General features: G+C 38.7%; 16 protein-coding genes. 11 read left to right on the top strand and 5 right to left on the bottom strand.

All coding sequences use genetic code 11. The annotated features are described in order from the left end of the window. Positions 1 to 5: 5 nt before the first annotated feature. Positions 6 to 2141, bottom strand: coding sequence for a TonB-dependent siderophore receptor (locus AC07WY_RS00360; protein ID WP_494735468.1), 2136 nt, complete (start codon positions 2139 to 2141; stop codon positions 6 to 8). Positions 2142 to 2370: 229 nt separating this feature from the next. On the opposite strand from AC07WY_RS00360, the gene lpxB reads away from it, so the two are divergent. After that, positions 2371 to 3546 carry a lipid-A-disaccharide synthase gene (gene lpxB / locus AC07WY_RS00365; RefSeq protein WP_262086313.1) on the top strand — a complete coding sequence of 392 codons (1176 nt, stop codon included), beginning with the start codon at positions 2371 to 2373 and terminating at the stop codon, positions 3544 to 3546. 161 nt (positions 3547 to 3707) lie between these two features. Here the strand turns inward: lpxB and AC07WY_RS00370 are convergent, their stop codons facing one another. Continuing rightward, entirely contained in the window at positions 3708 to 4580 is an 873-nt protein-coding gene (locus AC07WY_RS00370) for a DUF2797 domain-containing protein (RefSeq protein ID WP_004719710.1), read from the bottom strand. Between the two features lie 32 nt (positions 4581 to 4612). Between AC07WY_RS00370 and AC07WY_RS00375 the strand changes: the two genes are divergently transcribed. Both AC07WY_RS00375 and AC07WY_RS00380 read left to right on the top strand, forming a co-directional pair. Then, positions 4613 to 5083, top strand: a complete 471-nt coding sequence (locus tag AC07WY_RS00375; protein ID WP_004822152.1) for a DUF6231 family protein — start codon at positions 4613 to 4615, stop codon at positions 5081 to 5083. 124 nt (positions 5084 to 5207) lie between these two features. After that, the gene (locus AC07WY_RS00380) at positions 5208 to 5810 is read left to right on the top strand and encodes a YidB family protein (protein ID WP_262086312.1); all 603 of its coding nucleotides are present in this window, start codon (positions 5208 to 5210) and stop codon (positions 5808 to 5810) included. A 56-nt stretch (positions 5811 to 5866) separates the two neighbouring features. Here AC07WY_RS00380 and AC07WY_RS00385 read toward each other — a convergent pair whose 3' ends face one another. The 3 genes from AC07WY_RS00385 to glnL all read right to left on the bottom strand — a co-directional run bounded on the left by AC07WY_RS00385 (position 5867) and on the right by glnL (position 9284). Continuing rightward, positions 5867 to 6583 carry a hypothetical protein gene (locus AC07WY_RS00385; RefSeq protein ID WP_419335655.1) on the bottom strand — a complete coding sequence of 239 codons (717 nt, stop codon included), beginning with the start codon at positions 6581 to 6583 and terminating at the stop codon, positions 5867 to 5869. 120 nt (positions 6584 to 6703) lie between these two features. Further along, complete coding sequence (gene glnG, locus AC07WY_RS00390) at positions 6704 to 8188, bottom strand: nitrogen regulation protein NR(I) (protein WP_494735469.1); 1485 nt, start codon at positions 8186 to 8188, stop codon at positions 6704 to 6706. Continuing rightward, complete coding sequence (glnL, locus tag AC07WY_RS00395; protein ID WP_034613940.1) at positions 8178 to 9284, bottom strand: nitrogen regulation protein NR(II); 1107 nt, start codon at positions 9282 to 9284, stop codon at positions 8178 to 8180. The genes glnG and glnL overlap by 11 nt, the downstream gene beginning before the upstream one ends. A gap of 363 nt (positions 9285 to 9647) precedes the next feature. Here glnL and rimO point away from each other — a divergent pair, with 363 nt between their 5' ends. The 8 genes from rimO to bamA all read left to right on the top strand — a co-directional run bounded on the left by rimO (position 9648) and on the right by bamA (position 19169). Further along, positions 9648 to 10991: a 30S ribosomal protein S12 methylthiotransferase RimO gene (rimO, locus tag AC07WY_RS00400; RefSeq protein ID WP_004719723.1), complete on the top strand. Its 1344-nt coding sequence runs from the start codon at positions 9648 to 9650 to the stop codon at positions 10989 to 10991. Between the two features lie 65 nt (positions 10992 to 11056). Then, positions 11057 to 11785, top strand: coding sequence for a UMP kinase (gene pyrH / locus AC07WY_RS00405; RefSeq protein WP_004719725.1), 729 nt, complete (start codon positions 11057 to 11059; stop codon positions 11783 to 11785). A gap of 125 nt (positions 11786 to 11910) precedes the next feature. Then, entirely contained in the window at positions 11911 to 12465 is a 555-nt protein-coding gene (gene frr, locus AC07WY_RS00410) for a ribosome recycling factor (protein WP_004719727.1), read from the top strand. Between the two features lie 7 nt (positions 12466 to 12472). Continuing rightward, positions 12473 to 13225 carry a polyprenyl diphosphate synthase gene (gene uppS / locus AC07WY_RS00415; RefSeq protein ID WP_004719730.1) on the top strand — a complete coding sequence of 251 codons (753 nt, stop codon included), beginning with the start codon at positions 12473 to 12475 and terminating at the stop codon, positions 13223 to 13225. Beyond that, positions 13225 to 14049: a phosphatidate cytidylyltransferase gene (locus AC07WY_RS00420; RefSeq protein WP_004719733.1), complete on the top strand. Its 825-nt coding sequence runs from the start codon at positions 13225 to 13227 to the stop codon at positions 14047 to 14049. Before uppS ends, AC07WY_RS00420 begins: the two co-directional genes overlap by 1 nt. Continuing rightward, positions 14050 to 15246, top strand: a complete 1197-nt coding sequence (gene ispC / locus AC07WY_RS00425; protein ID WP_096734312.1) for a 1-deoxy-D-xylulose-5-phosphate reductoisomerase — start codon at positions 14050 to 14052, stop codon at positions 15244 to 15246. Positions 15247 to 15248: 2 nt separating this feature from the next. Further along, positions 15249 to 16604, top strand: a complete 1356-nt coding sequence (gene rseP / locus AC07WY_RS00430) for an RIP metalloprotease RseP (protein ID WP_262086308.1) — start codon at positions 15249 to 15251, stop codon at positions 16602 to 16604. Between the two features lie 36 nt (positions 16605 to 16640). Next, on the top strand, positions 16641 to 19169 hold the full coding sequence (bamA, locus tag AC07WY_RS00435) for an outer membrane protein assembly factor BamA (protein ID WP_419335654.1): 2529 nt from the start codon (positions 16641 to 16643) through the stop codon (positions 19167 to 19169). Positions 19170 to 19211: the final 42 nt, after the last annotated feature.

Here is a 19211-nt window from a genome sequence, read left to right on the forward strand (position 1 = left end):
TCAGATTAGTATTTAAATTTCACTGCAACATTATAGTTTGTAGATGGGCCATAAAATGCCTGACCATCTGGAAAGCTATATAAATATTTTTTGTCTGTTACATTGTTTGCATTTGCTTGAAGCGAAATATGCTTATTCAAGTCATAGCTGGTCATCAAATTTACTAAAGCATAAGCATCTTGGGTAATTGTACTCTTTACAGTAGAGTCATACAGCTTGGTTGCATCTTGCCATTGTAAGGCTGCGCCAATTTTCAGTTTAGGTATAGCTGGAATGGTATAGGTGGTTAAAAGATTAATGGTTTGGTTGGGGTTGTAAGTACGTGCCTCTCCACCATTTTTTAAATCTTTTAAGCTAAATTGGCTATAGCCAAATGCCAGATTTAAATGATCTGTTAATTGTCCAGCCAGTCCAACTTCTACCCCTTGAGAGCGTAAGTCACTGGTTTCAACTTTTCGATTGAGAATATTTCCATCTGAATTGCGCAAAGGGTAATTACTTTGTTCTGTTCGAAACACCGCCAAAGTTCCAGTGAGTTTGTCATCTAGCCATGAACTTTTAATACCAGCCTCATAGCTTTCACCTTCAACTGGTTTGAGTGCTTTATTATCAGTACCCACTCCAGATTGTGGGCGGAAAATAGAGGTATAGCTTAGATAACCTGTGTATTCAGGGCTAAAGTTATAGGTAATGCCAGCATAAGGAGATACTTTGTTTTCATCATAGGCCATTGATGAACCGTAACTTTCACCTTCACTTTTAGCTTGAACATAATTTAAACCGAGTAAAAGTTTCAAATCATCGTTTAAGTGTAGTCGTGTTGCCGCATATACAGAATTGAGCTTTTGGGTATAGTTTGCCGCATCGCTAAACGCTGACCAAGTGACTGAGTGAGGTGTCCAGCTTGCCCAGTCTGTAGTTTTATTATTATTGATATTGCTATCATTAATTGTGCCTGAGGTCTGTTGATCATACTGTTTATTTTGTAGATAACTATAACCCAGTGTCGCTTCGTGCTCACGGCCAAATAATGAATATGAGCCTTGTAGATTTAAGTCGGCAAAATGACTTTTTAGACTTTCTTTTCCGCCCCAAGCGGTAAGGGCTACACCCGCTCCATTTTGATCAGGATAACCGAAATAATAGAGTAAGTTACTGTTATGGTCAGTTTGGGTGTAGTTATAACTCAGCTTAGCTGTCCACTTGTCATTAATTTTTTGCTTTAATTCAGCAAAAGCATTTTGTGACTTATTATCCCAATATGCCCAATCTGGATTGGGATTATAATTACGCTCATAGGAAAGTTGTTTCCCATCTGCACCGAGAAGTGGTAAGGCACCCCAATTATTTGCATTAGGTTTGTTCTGTTGTTGGCTATAACCGACAGTTAATAACGTGCTATCACTTAAATCCGCATCAATGATGCCAGAAAATCCATTTTTCTCAGATGAATAACGATCTAGATAAGAATCCCCAGTTTGCTCATAACCCATCAAACGTCCGCGGATGCTACCTTCTTTGTTTAATGCACCTGAAACATCTGCTTCATAACGTTGGGTATTCCAAGAGCCATAACTTAGTCCAGCATTGGCTTGAAATTCTTGGGTAGGGCGTTTACGGATATAATCGATTGTTGCGCTTGGATCACCAAAAGCATTGGTTAAAGCATCTGCACCTTTAATTACGTCAATACGATCATAAAAATACGTATCAGGATTGGTATTATTATAATTGTAGCTGCTAGAAGGAAAGCCGACGCCATCAGTTAAAATATTTGAGATTTCAAAACCACGAGCGGTGTAGGTTGAACGTTCGGTTTCCTGATTGCTAACAGTAATACCGGGAGTATTACTTAAAGCCTCACGTGCACTGTTGAGCGCAAAATCATTTAATTGCTGACGTGTCACCACATTCACTGTTTGTGGGGTTTCTTTGACAGGAATATTTAGCTTGGCAGCACTTGCTGATTTTTTAACGATATAAGATTTTGATTGTTCAGAGCTTAATTCAGTTTGATCCGCTGTGGCTTGAACTGAAATTGTGGGTAGATTTTCAATATCTTCAGCAAAACTCTGCTGAGCACTGAGTACCGCTAAACTAAGAATAGAGAACTTAAAGCTGTGTGGGAGAGAATTCAACATTGTTTATCTTAAATGATAATAATTATCGCTTAGTTTATTGTTTGTAAGAAGTGCTTACAAGCGTCGTGCAATTGAAAATATAAATAGAAAATAAAATAACGATAGAAAATTAGATGAATTGTTTTATAAATTCACGTATTTGCCATAGCAGTATCCTGTTTTGAGTATTCACAATTAAATCTGATGAATATGCTATCATGCAGTTATAGTGCTGATCAGGAAGAATATCTTGCAAAATCGAAAGCTTAAAATTGGAATTGTCGTAGGTGAGGTATCAGGGGATACTTTAGGCGCAAAACTTATTCGTCGCTTTCGTGAACAGGGTATTGATGCTGAATTTGAGGGGATTGGTGGTCCTCAAATGATTGCAGAAGGATTTAACAGTTTTTATTCAATGGATATTTTATCTGTGATGGGAATTGTTGAAGTGCTTAAAGATTTAAAAAAATTATTTGCTGTACGTGATGGTCTAGTCGAAAAATGGACTGCCAATCCTGTAGATGTTTTTATCGGTATTGATGCGCCAGACTTTAACTTACGTCTTTCAAAAAGTATAAAACAGAAAAACTTGCCGATTAAAACAGTGCAATATGTCAGTCCATCTGTATGGGCTTGGCGACAAGGACGGGTACATGGTATCAAAGCCAGTATAGATTTAGTGCTTTGTCTATTTCCTTTTGAAAAAGGCTTTTATCAACGATATGATGTACCAGCAGCCTTTGTTGGGCATCCACTGGCAAGTCAATTGCCATTACAAAATCCAATTTTGGATGCAAAGCAAGAGCTTGGTTTAGATATTAGTCAAAAGCATATTGCCTTGTTACCGGGAAGTCGGCGTGGTGAGATTGAACGACTTGGGCCGTTGGTTTTAGATGCTGCAAAAATTCTTCATCAAAAATATCCAGATTATCAGTTCCTGATTCCTGCCATTAATGATTTACGCAAACAGCAAATTCAGGAATTATTAAAGCATTATCCAAGTGACTTGGTCGCAAAAATTCATTTACTGGAAAATACCGATAAAGAATCAAAAATTGGTCGTCAGGTTATGAATGCTGCCAATATTGTGGCTTTGGCATCGGGGACAGCGACACTTGAAGCATTATTGTTACATCGTCCAATGGTGACTTTTTATAAGTTGAATTGGTTAACCTATGTGATTGCGAAATTTTTAGTGAAAATTCCGTATTATTCATTGCCGAATATTATTGCGGGTAAAAAAGTGATTCAAGAGCTCATTCAACAAGATGCCACAGCAGAAAATTTAGCCAATCAAATTGAAAAATTAATGAATATTGAAGCTGCACAAATTCAGGTGATGCAATTAATCACCATGCATAAGCAACTTTTGGCTGGAAATAGTGAAGATCCGGTTCAGGCGATTTTAGCAATTTTAACAGCTTGATTTTTAATGCTAACAACTGATTAAGCAAATATTCGTTTGCTTATCGAGCTGCTGAAAAACTTTGTAATCAGTTTAGAAAACCTTTAACCAATAAAAACTCCTCTAAATCTAAGATAAAGAGGAGTATGTATAAATCAATTTCTGGGTTTGGGTGTGAAAAATTATTCCGCCCGAACTTTAAGTTCATAACCTGTATATTTACGAATATTGATGACACCCGTATCCATAATCAGATATTGACCTTTGATTCCTTGTAGCTTGCCGCGAATGATTGGAGTTTTATCTAAATTGTGCGATTTAACTTTTTCAGGATAAATATCGACAGGGTAGATAAATTCACGGGGTAATTCATTTTCTAACAATTCAACCGTTTCATTGAACTCAAGATTTTGCGCAAACTCATCGCGAATGCTTTGAATCTTTGGGGAAAACTCTTGAACCAATTCATTACGAATTTCAATCAGATCAATCGGTTCAGCTTCACCTTTAAGTAGTTTCCGCCAATCCGTTTTATCCGCAACCTGTGTACCAAACATGACTTCAAGTTGACCTGAAAGACGGCGCGAACCGACTTTTAAAATAGGCAATGCTTGGGTCGCACCTTGGTCTAACCAGCGTGTTGGCATTTGGCCTAGACGGGTAATCCCCACTTTTAAAGCACTTGAATTTGCTAGATAGACAATATGCGGTTGAAAGCAAACCTCATGAGCAAAATCATCTTCACGGCAAGTACCTAAATGATAATGGCAAGTTTCAGGCTTCATGATACACATGTCGCAAGACGCCTTGGTTTTCATGCATTTAAAGCAGTGGCCTTGTGAATAAGACTTCGGTGTTTTTGCGCCACAAGAAACACAATAAATATTTCCTGTCGCTTCAATCTCAATTTCCTGGCCTAAACTAAATGGTAGCTCGGTTTCTGAGCGATCTAATATAAATTTATATTCAACATTTGCCTTATGTGTTTGTTGATCAGTTACACTAAGGTCTTTAAGACCTGCATGCATTTTATGACAAATGCCTTGTAGTTCCATGTTTAATTACTCGCTTCAAAAAAGGTGCAGTTATGGCTGAGCAAAATGTCATCACTTCAATGCTAGACGATTTATCGCAAGAACAGCCAATTCAAACTGCATTGTGTATTGGGCAAAATTTGGCGCAATACCCTACAAATTATTCAATTCAATGGTCCTATTTTAACGTATCTGAGTTTTTAAGTCTGCCTTTTACGCAGCGATATGATTTAGGATTTGTACTTTTAGATACAGATGAAATGTCAGGGATCACCGATTTACAAAAATCGCAGTTATTGGTCAAGTTGCGTGATTTATTGGCAAAACGAATTGTCGTGGCATGTCAGCTAAAAGATGAGCAGTTACTCAGATCGCTAGGTTTTACCCAACTTATTGATAAAACTTTACATCAAAATGATTTTGCACTTTGGCAGTTTAATATTTTGACCTATAAACATGTACCAGATTGGTTTAATTCTAAGTTTTGGGCCAATCCAGAAAACTGGAATAAATTTCGTTGGTAGTGATTTTATTTTGGTTATAAAATCAGTCTTAAGCTATTGCAAAATTTAACAATTCCAATTTTGGTGAATAGGATAAAGCCAAGTATGCTGTACTTGTCTCATAAAACTTAAAAAAGGAAAACTCATGACAGATTTAACCAATATTGTGGAAATTCTGGCAAAACAAGCACTTGGCGGACAACAACAATCACAAGGCGGGCTAGGTGGTGGATTGGGCGGGGTACTTGGTTCAGTACTCGGTGGCTTGGGTGGGCAGCAGCAACAATCACAAGGTGGATTGGGTGGCGTGCTTGGTTCAGTTTTAGGTGGTTTGACAGGTGGACAACAACAACAAGCACCGCAAGCGGGTGGTTTTAATGCCTCTTCTTTATTGATTGCAGTTGTGCCATTGGTCTTGGGTTGGATTCAACAAAATGGTGGTCTACAAGGTGCTTTAGCTAAATTGCAAGGCGCAGGTTTAGGTGGGCAGGTTCAAAGTTGGGTCGATCCGTCACAAGGTAATGGTGCTGTAAATGTAGAGCAAATCCAGAGTTTATTTGGTGGTCAGCAAGTTGAACAAGTTGCTCAACAAGCCAATGTTCCGACTACTGAAGTATATGGTGCAATCTCTACAGTATTACCGCAAATTATTGATTCACTCACACCACAAGGTGATGCAACAGATCACACTGAAGCCAATGGTGATATTCAAAATGTCATGAATTTGGTATCAGGCTTTTTAAAGTAAAATCGAATATAAAAATGATCAAAGCCAGTCAATAGCTGTTGACTGGCTGATTTAAATTAAGGCTGTGGGTCATCGCCAATTGCTTCGCTACTTTTTACGTCGCCATTCTGTTTCTTTTTAACATATTTAATTTGTCCATATCCTTCAGCATACCATTCATCCAATGTTTCATCTCCGATTTGAGAAATGAAATGACATGCATTATCAAACTTTAAGGTATTGTCATCATTGTCAATTAAAGTCAGATCTTCAAATCCTACAAATACTAAGTCAATCGTCTTATTGTTTTCAGACTTATCATTGTTATCCATTTGCGATTCAATGACCGCGTTATACGTCATTTGGAACTTTTGCTGTGGTTTAAGATTGGATGGGAATGTTGGAAGCGGAGCTTGATAAGTGGTTTTTACCAGCACATCATTTGGATTTGATCCCAGTGCAGCAATACCATAATCCAAATTTGCAAGCATGGTACGACCAGTTAAATCGTAGATATAATCTGTACGCACACCTGCGCCTTGTCTAACGATTGCTATCGCATTCTGATTGTTAAAGGTTGTGGGAACAATCTGTATTTGTGTTTCTTCATTATTGTTCAGGGTAAACTGTTTGTTCGGTTCTAACTTAAAACAATCATCTGAATTGGCTGCTTTATATGCTTTTTTAACTGCTGGGGCTTCTGCTTGATGTTCAGAACTGTCATGCGGTTTATTTTTAGAGCAAGCAACACTAAAAATAGAGAGTAAGCTAATTACAACAACAGTTTTCTTCATTTTTACCCTAGACGATAAAGTTTAAATTTCACGAGGCTATTTTTCACTATGGACCAATAAAAAACAACCATATTCTTACGAAATATGGTTGGAGTAAACTTTATATTTATGAGTTGCTTGTTATTCAGCTAATACAGTTTTGTCTTCCTCTTCATCATCTTCAGCAGAATCCATACCTAATTCTTTGAGTTTGCGGGTTAAAGTATTACGCCCCCAACCTAAGAGTTCAGCAGCATGACGTTTACGACCACGGGTTTGTTGAAGTGCTGCGATGATCAAAGTACGTTCAAACATTGGAGTGGCAATGTCTAAAATTTTCATTTCACCATTTTTCAGCTTTTGAATTGCCCATTGCGCTAATAACTCATCCCAATGGTGTAATGCTATACGATCAATACCAGCTTGCGCTTGACCTTGATCATCAGATTTATTGATTGGAATTTGTTTTAATTCTGACGGTAAGTCTTCTGGATAAATTTCACGGCCTGTGATCATCACAGTTAACCAGCGGCAGGTATTTTCTAGTTGACGTACGTTGCCTGGCCAAGGCAGTTTTTGAATATACTCTTGCGTTTCTGGGCGTAAAATTTTTGGACTAACCCCGAGCTCTTTACCCGCGCGTGCCAAGAAGTGTTGTGCCAACATCGGAATATCTTCAGAACGATGAGCAAGTTTAGGAATATGAATACGAATGACATTTAAACGATGATATAAGTCTTCACGGAAACGCCCATCATTGACCAACTTTTCTAAATCTTGATGTGTTGCTGCCACGATACGAACATCAACACGGACTGGAATATGACCACCAACACGATAAAATTCACCATCTGCCAAAACACGGAGTAGACGTGTTTGGGTTTCAAATGGCATATCACCAATTTCATCTAAGAATAAGGTTCCACCATTGGCTTGTTCAAAACGACCTTGGCGTTGAGTATTGGCGCCAGTAAATGCGCCTTTTTCATGACCAAATAATTCAGTTTCAATCAAATCTTTTGGAATAGCGGCCATGTTTAAAGCAATAAATGGTTTACTGCTTCTTGGTGAGTGGCGATGTAAAGCATGCGCAACTAACTCTTTACCTGTTCCAGATTCACCGTTGATCAATACAGTAATATGCGATTGAGATAGACGTCCAATGGCGCGGAAAACTTCCTGCATTGCAGGGGATTCACCAATAATCTCAGTAGATTGAATCGGGGTAACTTTTGCGGATTCTTGTTGTTGCAGTTTGTTGATATGCAAAATCGCACGATTTACCAACGCAAGTGCTTCATCAATATCAAAAGGTTTTGGTAGATATTCAAAAGCACCTGTTTGATAGCTCGATACTGCAGATTCTAAATCTGAATGTGCTGTCATAATAATCACAGGCAGATCAGGATAACTTCCTTTGACTTTTCCTAGGAAGGTTAAACCATCAATGCCGGGCATACGAATATCAGTGAGAATGACATCTGGAGCATTGCTTGGAAGTTGATCTAAAGCAGATTGTGCTTCTTCAAAACTGGTGACATCGAAGCCTTCTTCTTTAAATGTTTTTTCCAAGACCCAACGCATAGCACGGTCGTCATCGATCACCCAAATTTTATTATGCGACATGGTTAGACTCCCAAGGTAGATATAAGCTAAATACTGTTTTTCCAGGAACGGATTGGCATTCAATCATTCCGTTGTGTTGATGCATGATATTTTGTGCGATGCTTAAGCCAAGACCTGTTCCTTTGGCACGACCAGTCACAAGTGGATAAAACACGGATTCTAAAATTTCTTCAGGAACACCGGGGCCATTGTCTTCAATATCAATACGAATGGCTGATTTATTCAGTACGCCATTAATCGTCACCAAACGTTGGATGCGTGTACGCAACATCAGTTCAGGTTGATGATCAATAAAAAACTCACGATTCTCAGTCATCGCCTGTACCGCATTGACACTGATGTTGAGCATCACTTGAATTAGTTGATCGCGATCTGCTTTAACATCAGGCAATGAAAGGTCATAGTCTCGTGTGATTTTAATTTTTTTCTTGGTCTGATTTACAATTAATGAGCGAACACGTTCAAGCGGTTCATGTACGTTGACCAATTCGTAGCTTGGGAGTTGACGTGAACCCAGCATAGTGTCAGCAAGGTTTCTTAAACGATCGACTTCACTGATAATAATATCGGTGAACTCTGCGTACTGTGGATCATTTAAACTACGAGCAAGCAGTTGAGTCGCGCCACGAATTCCACCTAATGGGTTTTTGATTTCATGTGCAACACCTCGAATCAATTGCCGTGCGACTTGGTGTTGTTGAATCAGGTTTTCTTCTTTAGAAATTTTAAGCATCCGATCAATCGGATTTAATTCAATTAATAGTAATGGGTGATAGGGTCTTCCTGTATTTAACTGCGATACGGAATAATCAACATGCATGTCTTTAAAGTTAACATTGATAATCGCTTCACGGCGTGTATAGGCTTGACCTGTTTTTATTGAGTTGTTTAATGCTTCCAAGGTATTAAAGCTATCATTTGGTGCATGTAAAATATTAATCACTGGCTGACCTGCCGCACGAAGCAAGCTAATATCAAACAATGCTTCGCATGATGAATTAAGATAAAAAATATTTAAATTACAATCGACCAAAAGAATTGCAGTGGTTAAATTATCCACAAGCAATCTATAATCAATTGTTGGGTATTGATCCATTAGCAGAGCTTTCCTGTCTTTAAATAGCGCAATGGCATCTGCACCTCGTTTTCTATTTTCCCGAACATGGGTGATTGAATCGGTTAAATCGTCCTGATATAAAGCAAGATGCACGCCAACTTTTATATACTGCGCAGTTTTCTTACATGAATGATAAAAATTGCGCATTTACTGCGCTTTATTCAAGTGTAAAAACAAGCATTCATATTACGCTATCATTATATTGTTCCAAAATGGTGCATTGTAGTAATTTAATTATTTGATTGGATGTATTTTGGTGCATTATACAAAGAGTGCAGTTTCCACCTGTTTTTATCTCTTGAAAAGTCATACAATACGCGGATTATAGTGGAGCGCAGATTCATGAAGTCCCCCAAAGTCGGTTTTGTATCTTTAGGTTGTCCTAAGGCATTGGTAGATTCTGAACGCATTTTAACGCAGTTAAAGACTGAAGGTTATGATGTTGCATCAGATTATGAAGGTGCTGATTTAGTTGTTGTGAACACCTGTGGTTTTATTGAATCTGCAGTACAAGAGTCTTTAGACGCAATTGGTGAAGCCATGAGCGCCAATGGTCGTGTGATCGTCACAGGCTGTTTGGGTAAAGATGAAGATAAAATTCGCCAGATGCATCCAAATGTCTTAAAAGTGACAGGTGCGGCGGCGTATCAAGATGTGATGGAAGCTGTCCATCAGTATGTTCCAGAACCACCAAAACACAATCCTTTTGTAGATCTTGTACCTGAACAAGGTATTCGTTTAACACCTAAACATTATGCTTATTTAAAAATATCAGAAGGCTGTAACCATCGTTGCACATTCTGCATTATTCCAAGCATGCGTGGTGATCTTGTGTCACGTCCTGTTGGCTCTGTATTAAATGAAGCACAGGCGTTAAAGAAAGCGGGTGTAAAAGAAGTCTTGGTGATTTCTCAAGACACTTCCGCTTATGGTGTAGATACCAAATATAAGCTTGATTTCTGGAATGGTCAGCCTGTTAAAACCAAATTCTATGACATGTGCGAAGCGCTCGGTCAGTTAGGGATTTGGGTGCGATTACATTATGTTTATCCATATCCACATGTGGATGCGGTGATTGACTTAATGGCACAGGGTAAAATTCTTCCGTATTTAGACATTCCTTTTCAACACGCCAGTCCGCGCATCTTAAAATTGATGAAGCGACCAGCTCATAGTGAAAACACCTTGGAACGTCTAAAATTATGGCGTGAAAAATGTCCTGAATTGGTTATTCGTTCAACATTTGTGGTGGGTTTCCCTGGTGAAACTGAAGAAGATTTTCAAATGTTATTGGACTGGTTACAAGAGGCGAAACTTGATCGTGTGGGTTGCTTTACCTACTCACCTGTAGAGGGTGCAACAGCCAACGATTTGCCTGATCATGTTCCTGAAGAAATTAAGCAACAACGCTATGAACGTTTTATGGAAGTTCAACAAGCGATTTCTGCTGAAAAACTGCAAAGTCGTATTGGTCAAACCATGACGGTTTTAGTGGATGATCTTGAAGAAGAATTCCCAGTCGCAGTTGCACGCTCTTATGCAGATGCACCTGAGATTGATGGTAATGTTTTTGTTGAAGATATTGATAAGTCAGTGATTAAAGCTGGTGATTTACTTGAAGTCGAAATTACAGATGCAGATGAATACGATTTGTTTGCCAAGTTGATTCGCGTTAAATCAGCTTAAGTGTTGCCGATTTCGATTTGATTAAATACGAATAAAATTGTAGATATAAGTATTGGAGTTTTGTGATGTTAGATTCTAAAAAGCCGCGCTATGAGCGAATTTTGCTGAAACTTTCAGGTGAAGCGCTTGCGGGTAATAAAGACATGGGGATTGATGCCCAAGTCTTAGATCAAATGTCTTTATCTATTGCTCACTTGGTTGGTTTGGGTGTGCAAGTGGGTATTGTAGTTGGTGGTGGTAACTTATACCGTGGTAGTCAATTACAAAAAGATGGTTTGGTTGGCCGTGTAACGGGTGATCAAATGGGTATGCTTGCTACGGTAATGAATGGTTTGGCATTACGTGATGCTTTGGTTCGCCGTAACATCAAAACCCGTTTAATGTCTGCATTGCCAATTGGTGCAGTAGTTGAAGCATATTCAAGCCGTGATGCAATTCGCCACTTAACTCAAGGTGAAGTGTGCGTATTTGTTGCTGGAACAGGTAATCCGTTCTTTACAACGGATACAGCAGCATGCTTACGTGGTATTGAAATTGAAGCAAACCTTATTTTAAAAGCCACTAAAGTTGATGGTGTCTACAATAAAGACCCAAGCAAATATGATGATGCTGTTAAATATGACCATTTAAGCTTTGATGAAGTTTTAGATGAGAAACTTGGTGTCATGGATTTAACTGCAATTTGCTTATGCCGCGATCACAATGTGCCACTTCAAGTATTTGATATGAACAAGTCTGGTGCTTTGCTTTCTGTGGTAATGGGCGAAAAAGAGGGCACTCACGTTACAAACTAATGTACGTGGGTAGTAAAGCTCTTTATACTACTGCAATTTTAGATTAGGGTGTATTGACACTTCGTCTGTTTATGAAATGTCACTAGACCCCATACACATTTAGATAAATAAGTAAGGAAGATCATATGATTAACGATCTTAAAAAAGACGCAGAAGACCGTATGAATAAGTCATTGGAGTCTTTGGAACATGGTTTTGCAAAGGTTCGTACAGGTCGTGCGCATCCATCCATCCTAAATGGAGTTATGGTTCCTTACTATGGTTCTGACGTGCCATTAAATCAAGTGGCTAACGTGGGTGTTGAAGATTCACGTACTTTGTTAGTTCAACCATTTGAACGTTCAATGGTTTCTGCAATTGATAAAGCAATCCGTGAATCAGATTTGGGCTTAAACCCAGTAACTGCTGATGCGATTCGTGTGCCAATGGCAGCTTTGACAGAAGAAACACGTAAAGATATGCAGAAAGTTGCACGTAACGAAGCAGAAAATGCCAAAGTTGCGATTCGTAATATCCGTCGTGATGTTTTAGGCGATATCAAATCATTATTAAAAGATAAAGAAATTTCTGAAGATGATGAGCGTCGTGCAGGCGATGATATCCAAAAAATTACCGATAAATTTGTTGCTGAAGTGGACAAACGTCTTGCTGCGAAAGAAGCTGAATTGATGAAGGTCTAAGATTTAAATGACCACATCTGAAGACAACCATCTTCCAAAACATGTTGCCATCATCATGGATGGCAACAATCGTTTTGCAAAAAAGAAACAACTGCAAAAAGGTGATGGACACCGTGAAGGTAAAAATGTCCTTGATCCAATTGTAGAGCATTGCCGTAAAGTTGGTGTTCAGGCGCTTACTGTGTTTGCTTTCTCAAGTGAAAACTGGAACCGACCGCAGTATGAAGTTGATTTGTTAATGAAATTGTTAGAAGACACAATTCATGAGCAAATTCCACGGATGGAAAAATTCGAAATTTCGTTGAGATTTATTGGTGATCGTAGTCGGCTTTCTCCAGAGCTACGTGAATTAATGTTGCATGCTGAACAAAGGACTGCTAAGTTCAGTAACATGACTTTAACAATTGCGATTAGTTATGGTGGTATGTGGGATATCGCAGATACTGCACGTAAACTTGCGCAACAAGTTAAAGATCAACAAATTGATGTGAATCAAATCAATACTGAGTTATTTGCACAACAAATAAGTTTGGGGGATTTGCCACCCGTGGATTTATTGATTCGTACAGGCGGTGATTACCGACTGTCTAATTTCTTACTGTGGCAGGCTGCATACGCTGAGTTATATTTTACTGAGACATTATGGCCAGAATTTACAGTGCAAGAGTTGGATCATGCGTTCAATATTTTTTCAGGGCGTGAAAGACGTTTCGGAAAAACCTCTGAACAAATTCAACAAGAACATATAGAGAATTTATAATGTTAGAGCGGATTATAACCGCATTGGTATTGGTGGCAGTTGTACTGAGTTGTATGTTTGCAACAAAATCTCAATATCCAATGTTAGTGTTAATGATTATCGCAGCTGGGGCAGCAGGTTATGAGTGGTTTAAACTCATGCCACATGAATCTGACCATGTGAAGAAAATTAAAGCTGCTGGATTCGGTGTATTGACCGCTTTTTTTTCAGGGTTAGCATTATATTTTAATGATTTGGCGCTTATTCTTTGGAGTGCCTCTATTCTCACTTGGTTGTGTAGTCTGTATTGGGTAAAACATTATCCTGAATATGATGGCTGGTACAATATCACTTTAAATATTGTTGGCTTGGTTTTAATCAGTGCCGCAGTTACCGCTATTTTTGAAGTTTGGAAAAGTTCACCTTGGTGGTTGATGTACCTGTTCCTGTTGGTTTGGGGTGCGGACAGTGGTGCATATTTTGTTGGGCGTAAATTTGGTAAGCGTAAACTTGCGCCAGATGTGAGTCCAAACAAATCAATCGAAGGCTTAATTGGTGGGATTGTCACTGTTGCGATTGTGATCATCGTGGTTCAATCGATTTACCTACATTTAACGCTTCCACAACATATTCTTTTCCTAGTTTTGTCTATTGTGACTGTGTTTAGCTCTGTGCTTGGCGACTTGTTTGAATCTATGATCAAACGTCGTGCAGGAATTAAAGACTCAGGTCGTATCCTTCCAGGACATGGTGGGGTGCTTGATCGTATAGATTCATTGCTTGCTGCGGCTCCGTTTTTTGCGGCTGGCATGTATGTTTTAAAACTTATTGGTGTAGATTTATAGATGTCACAATCTGTTTGTATATTAGGTGTTACAGGTTCTATTGGGCGCAGTACTTTAAAAATTTTACAACAGCATTCGGACCAGTATTCAGTTTTTGCAGTGACTGGATTTAGTCGAATCAAAGAACTCAGTGAAATATGCAAACAATATCGACCGAAATGTGTTGTTGTACCATCGGATAAAGTAGATGAGTTACAACAGCTACTTGCTATACATCATATTTTTGATATCGAAATCCTCACAGATGAAGCAGGGCTTATCACCGTATCGGAACATCCTGATGTAGATGTGGTGATGGCTGCAATTGTTGGTGCAGCAGGATTGTTGCCAACTTTAGCCGCAGTGAAAGCAGGTAAGCGCGTTTTACTTGCCAACAAAGAAGCCTTGGTGATGTCTGGCGATATTATGCTTCAAGCAGCTAAAGATCATCATGCTTTGTTACTGCCTGTTGACTCTGAACATAATGCTATTTTTCAATGTCTTCCGCAAAATTATTTACAGATTCAACCCAATGGTGAGCCTCAATTGGGGGTCAAGCAAGTTTTGTTGACTGCTTCAGGCGGCCCATTTTTAAACTTTAGCTTAGAACAATTAAAAACCGTAACACCTGCACAAGCCTGTAAACATCCAAATTGGTCGATGGGACAAAAAATCTCGGTAGATTCTGCAACCCTGATGAATAAAGGTTTAGAATTGATCGAAGCATGTCATTTATTTTCAATTAAAGAACAATTTGTTACAGTTGTTGTTCATCCACAAAGTATCATTCATTCAATGGTTCAATATGTGGATGGTTCAACTTTGGCTCAAATGGGTAATCCTGATATGTGTACGCCGATTGCGCATGCACTTGCGTGGCCTGAGCGGATTCAAACGCATGTCCCGCCTCTGGATTTATTTGTCCATTCACAACTCGATTTTCAAGCACCAGATATTACGCGGTTTCCATCGCTTAAACTGGCTCGACATGCTATGCAGGCGGGCGGATTGGCACCGTCTATTCTCAATGCTGCCAATGAAATTGCTGTGAGTGCTTTTTTACAGCAAAAAATTGCATTTTTAGAAATTTCACAAGTGGTTGAACATACTTTAAATCACGTTCAAAATGGTTTGGCAGATTCGATTGACACGATTTTGCAGACAGATCAACTTGCGCGCCAAGTTGCTTCACAACGCATTACACAATTGGGAAGCTGATCATGAGTGTTTTATTTATCATTGTTGCTGCCATCTTCTTACTTGGTCCGCTGATTGCGATTCATGAATTTGGGCATTATTGGGTTGCACGTAAACTCGGTGTAAAAGTATTGGTCTATTCGATTGGTTTTGGTCCAACTTTGTTGAAGTGGACATCGAAAAAATCAGGCATCCAATATCAACTTTCTGCATTACCACTGGGTGGTTATGTCAAAATGTTGGATGAGCGTGAGGGGAATGTTAGTGCGGAAGATTTGCCGTTAGCATTTAACCGTCAGCCACCATGGAAGCGTATTGCGATTGTTGCTGCAGGCCCATTGATCAATTTGATTTTTGCAATAGTCCTATTTTGGATCCTATTTCTACCTGCACAAGAGCAATTAAATACTCGTGTTGGTGCAATTCTACCGAATACACCTGCTGCAACAGCTCAAATGCAGATTGGCGATAAAATTGTTGCTGTAGATGGAACAGATGTCAGCACTTGGGAAAAACTTAACTATGCCATCGTTGATCGTGTTGGTGAAACAGGTCATATCGATGTTCAGGTTGAGCGCAATGGTCAGCCGCAGAGTTTTGCTTTACCGATCAAGAATTTCTTAAAAGACCAAAGCCAGTCACCATTTGATGTGCTAGGTTTTACCCCATATCGTCCACAGATTCCTGCAACTGTTTATAAGTTAAGTAGTGATGGCGCTGCGATTCGTCAAGGGATGAAGGAAGGTGACCAAATCATTTCAATCAATCAAGTGAAAATGAAAGATTGGTTTGATGTGGTAGATGTGGTACAAAAATCACCTGAAAAGTTACTTAAAGTTGATGTGTTGCGCCAAGGGCAGATTGTACATTTACAGGTAATGCCGCAAGGTAAACGCGACAATATGGGAAATGTAACAGGTATGTTGGGTGTGCAAGCACAGACTGATAAACTGACAATTCCTACTGAATATAAACAAACAATTCAATATAATCCTGCTGAAGCTTTTGTTGTTGCTGTTGAAAAGACTGGGCAACTTTCAGCAATGATTTTGAATTCGATGGTGAAGATGGTGCGTGGTTTAATTGGCTTAGATAATTTGTCGGGTCCAATTACCATTGCAAAAGTCGCCGGTCAAAGTGCTGAAATGGGGTGGCAGACGTTCATTTCATTTATGGCTTTGATGAGTGTGAGTTTGGGGATTTTAAATTTATTGCCTATCCCGATGTTAGATGGCGGTCATTTGGTTTATTACATTATTGAAGCAATTCGTGGTAAGCCTGTTTCTGAACAAATACAATTGGTTGGGTTAAAAATTGGTATGGTACTGCTTGGTAGCATGATGCTTCTTGCAATATTTAATGATTTTATGCGTTTATAACGCAATTGTGGATTAACTTACTGGAAAATAATAGGCATGCAGCACTCACATTTATTTATGCCATTAGCGCTCGTTAGTGCGATGGCAGCTGTACAGCAAGTACAAGCGGCAGATGAGTTCATTGCACGTGATATCCGTGTGGATGGCTTGGTTCGTTTAACGCAACAAAATGTTCTTGCACTTTTACCAATAAATAGTGGTGACCGTGTCAATGATCCTGCAATTGCGGATTCAATTCGTGCTTTGTACGCTTCAAATCTTTTTGATGATATCCAAGCATCTAACCAAGACGGTGTCTTGGTGTTTAAAGTGATTGAACGTCCAGTAATTTCAAAAATTAATTTTAAAGGCAATAAACTAATTCCAAAAGAAGCTTTGGCGGATGGTTTAAAGAAAATGGGCTTGGCCGAAGGCGAAGTGCTTAAAAAATCTGCCTTACAAACCTTAGAAACTGAGTTAGAGCAACAATATGCTCAACAAGGTCGTTATGATGCAGATATTAAAGTTGAACAAGTTGCTCAACCTAATAACCGCGTTGAATTGAATATCAATTTTAATGAAGGTAAGCCTGCAAAAGTCTTTGATATCAATATTATTGGTAATACCGTATTTAAAGAAGACGACATTAAACAGGCGTTTGCGGTAAAAGAGAGTGGCTGGTTATCGGTTATTTCTCGAAATGACCGTTATGCACGTGAAAAAATGTCAGCAAGTCTAGAGTCATTGCGTGCGCTATATCTCAATAAAGGTTATATCAATTTTGATATTAACAGTTCAAATTTAAATCTTAGTGAAGATAAAAAACATATCTTTATTGAAGTTTCAGTGAATGAAGGCGAGCAGTTTAAATTTGGCGAAACTAAATTTTTAGGCGATGCCCTTTATAAAACTGAAGATCTACAAGCGCTACAAATCTATAAAGATGGTACAACTTATTCTCAAGAAAAAGTCAATGCTGTAAAGCAGTTACTGCTACGTAAATACGGTAATGCGGGTTACTACTATGCAGAAGTGAATGTGGTCCCTGAAATCAATAATGAAACCCATATTGTTGATTTAAATTACTATATTAACCCTGGTCAACAAGTGACTGTGCGTCGCATTAACTTTACCGGTAATACCAAAACTGCGGACGAAGTATTACGTCGTGAAATGCGTCAAATGGAAGGTGCTTTAGCAAGTAACGAAAAAATTGACTTGTCTAAAGTCCGTTTAGAACGTACTGGTTTCTTTAGTAAAGTTGATGTTAAACCTGTTCGTGTACCGAACTTGCCAGATCAAATGGACTTGAATATTGATGTTGAAGAACAGCATTCTGGTACCAGTACATTGGCAGTCGGTTACTCTCAGAATGGTGGTATCACATTCCAAGCAGGTTTAAGCCAAACCAACTTTATGGGGACAGGTAATCGTGTTTCTATCGATTTATCTCGTTCAGAAACCCAAGATTATTATAACTTAAGTGTGACTGATCCATACTTTACCATTGATGGTGTTAGCCGTGGTTATAACATGTACTACCGCAAAACCAAGTTAAATGATGATTATAACGTTAACAACTATGTGACGGACAGTATCGGTGGTGGTGTTACATTTGGTTATCCAATTGATGAAAACCAAAATATTAGTGCGGGTCTAAATATTGATCAAACTAAAGTAACAACAGGTGCTTATGTTTCTACTTATGTACGTGACTACTTAAAAGCACATGGCGGTAAAACTATTGGCACAAGTACATATTGTGATGGTGAATGGAAAGCACTTGATAAGGATAAACCAGATGACCTGTCATGTGTTGATACAGCAGGAAATGTTAAAGATTTAACAGCATTTGATTCTGAGTTTGAGGGTAAATTCTTAACTTATAATTTAAATTTGGGTTGGTCATATAATACATTGAACCGTCCAATTTTCCCTACTAACGGCACATCACATCGTGTCAATGCCGAAATTGCATTGCCAGGTAGTGATGTTGAATATCAAAAAGTTACTTACGATGCACAGACTTATTTCCCATTAGGTCGTGATTTCGTATTACGTGGCTATGGTAAGTTAGGTTATGGTAATGATTTACCATTCTATAAAAACTTCTATGCGGGTGGTTTTGGTTCAGTCCGTGGTTATGACAACAGTACATTGGGTCCAAAATACCCAGGCGTAACCTATAACGAAAGAAAAACCAAAGACTATGACCCTGAAGAAGTTGGTGGTAATGCTTTAGTGCAATTCGGTACAGAATTGGCTTTACCTGTTCCATTCAAGGGTGATTGGGCACGTCAGATCCGTCCTGTGATCTTTGCTGAAGGTGCGCAAGTCTTTGATACAGACTGTAGCACAGCGACTGGTGATCTTTATCTAGATGGTTCAAAAACACCAATTAATGCAAAACAGTACTGTAAAGACAATAATGATTTTGACTTTGGTAACATGCGTTATAGTGTTGGTGTAGGTTTTACTTGGATTACCATGATTGGCCCACTTTCGTTGAGTTATGCATTCCCATTGAATGACAAACCGGGTGATGAAACTAAAAATATTCAATTCGAGATTGGTCGTACTTTCTAAGTGCGATCTTTTTACGAGATTTAACTTAATATAAGGAACAAT

This window comes from Acinetobacter sp. GW821-FHT01C12, assembly GCF_059422625.1.

Coding starts and splice junctions, on each gene's coding strand:
- glnL (WP_034613940.1), bottom strand. CDS start 9,284: ATGGATCAATACCCAACAATTGATTATAGATTGCTTGTGGATAATTTA.
- AC07WY_RS00380 (WP_262086312.1), top strand. CDS start 5,208: ATGACAGATTTAACCAATATTGTGGAAATTCTGGCAAAACAAGCACTT.
- frr (WP_004719727.1), top strand. CDS start 11,911: ATGATTAACGATCTTAAAAAAGACGCAGAAGACCGTATGAATAAGTCA.
- AC07WY_RS00360 (WP_494735468.1), bottom strand. CDS start 2,141: ATGTTGAATTCTCTCCCACACAGCTTTAAGTTCTCTATTCTTAGTTTA.
- glnG (WP_494735469.1), bottom strand. CDS start 8,188: ATGTCGCATAATAAAATTTGGGTGATCGATGACGACCGTGCTATGCGT.
- rseP (WP_262086308.1), top strand. CDS start 15,249: ATGAGTGTTTTATTTATCATTGTTGCTGCCATCTTCTTACTTGGTCCG.
- ispC (WP_096734312.1), top strand. CDS start 14,050: ATGTCACAATCTGTTTGTATATTAGGTGTTACAGGTTCTATTGGGCGC.
- bamA (WP_419335654.1), top strand. CDS start 16,641: ATGCAGCACTCACATTTATTTATGCCATTAGCGCTCGTTAGTGCGATG.
- pyrH (WP_004719725.1), top strand. CDS start 11,057: ATGTTAGATTCTAAAAAGCCGCGCTATGAGCGAATTTTGCTGAAACTT.
- AC07WY_RS00375 (WP_004822152.1), top strand. CDS start 4,613: ATGGCTGAGCAAAATGTCATCACTTCAATGCTAGACGATTTATCGCAA.
- AC07WY_RS00385 (WP_419335655.1), bottom strand. CDS start 6,583: ATGAAGAAAACTGTTGTTGTAATTAGCTTACTCTCTATTTTTAGTGTT.
- rimO (WP_004719723.1), top strand. CDS start 9,648: ATGAAGTCCCCCAAAGTCGGTTTTGTATCTTTAGGTTGTCCTAAGGCA.
- AC07WY_RS00420 (WP_004719733.1), top strand. CDS start 13,225: ATGTTAGAGCGGATTATAACCGCATTGGTATTGGTGGCAGTTGTACTG.
- AC07WY_RS00370 (WP_004719710.1), bottom strand. CDS start 4,580: ATGGAACTACAAGGCATTTGTCATAAAATGCATGCAGGTCTTAAAGAC.
- uppS (WP_004719730.1), top strand. CDS start 12,473: ATGACCACATCTGAAGACAACCATCTTCCAAAACATGTTGCCATCATC.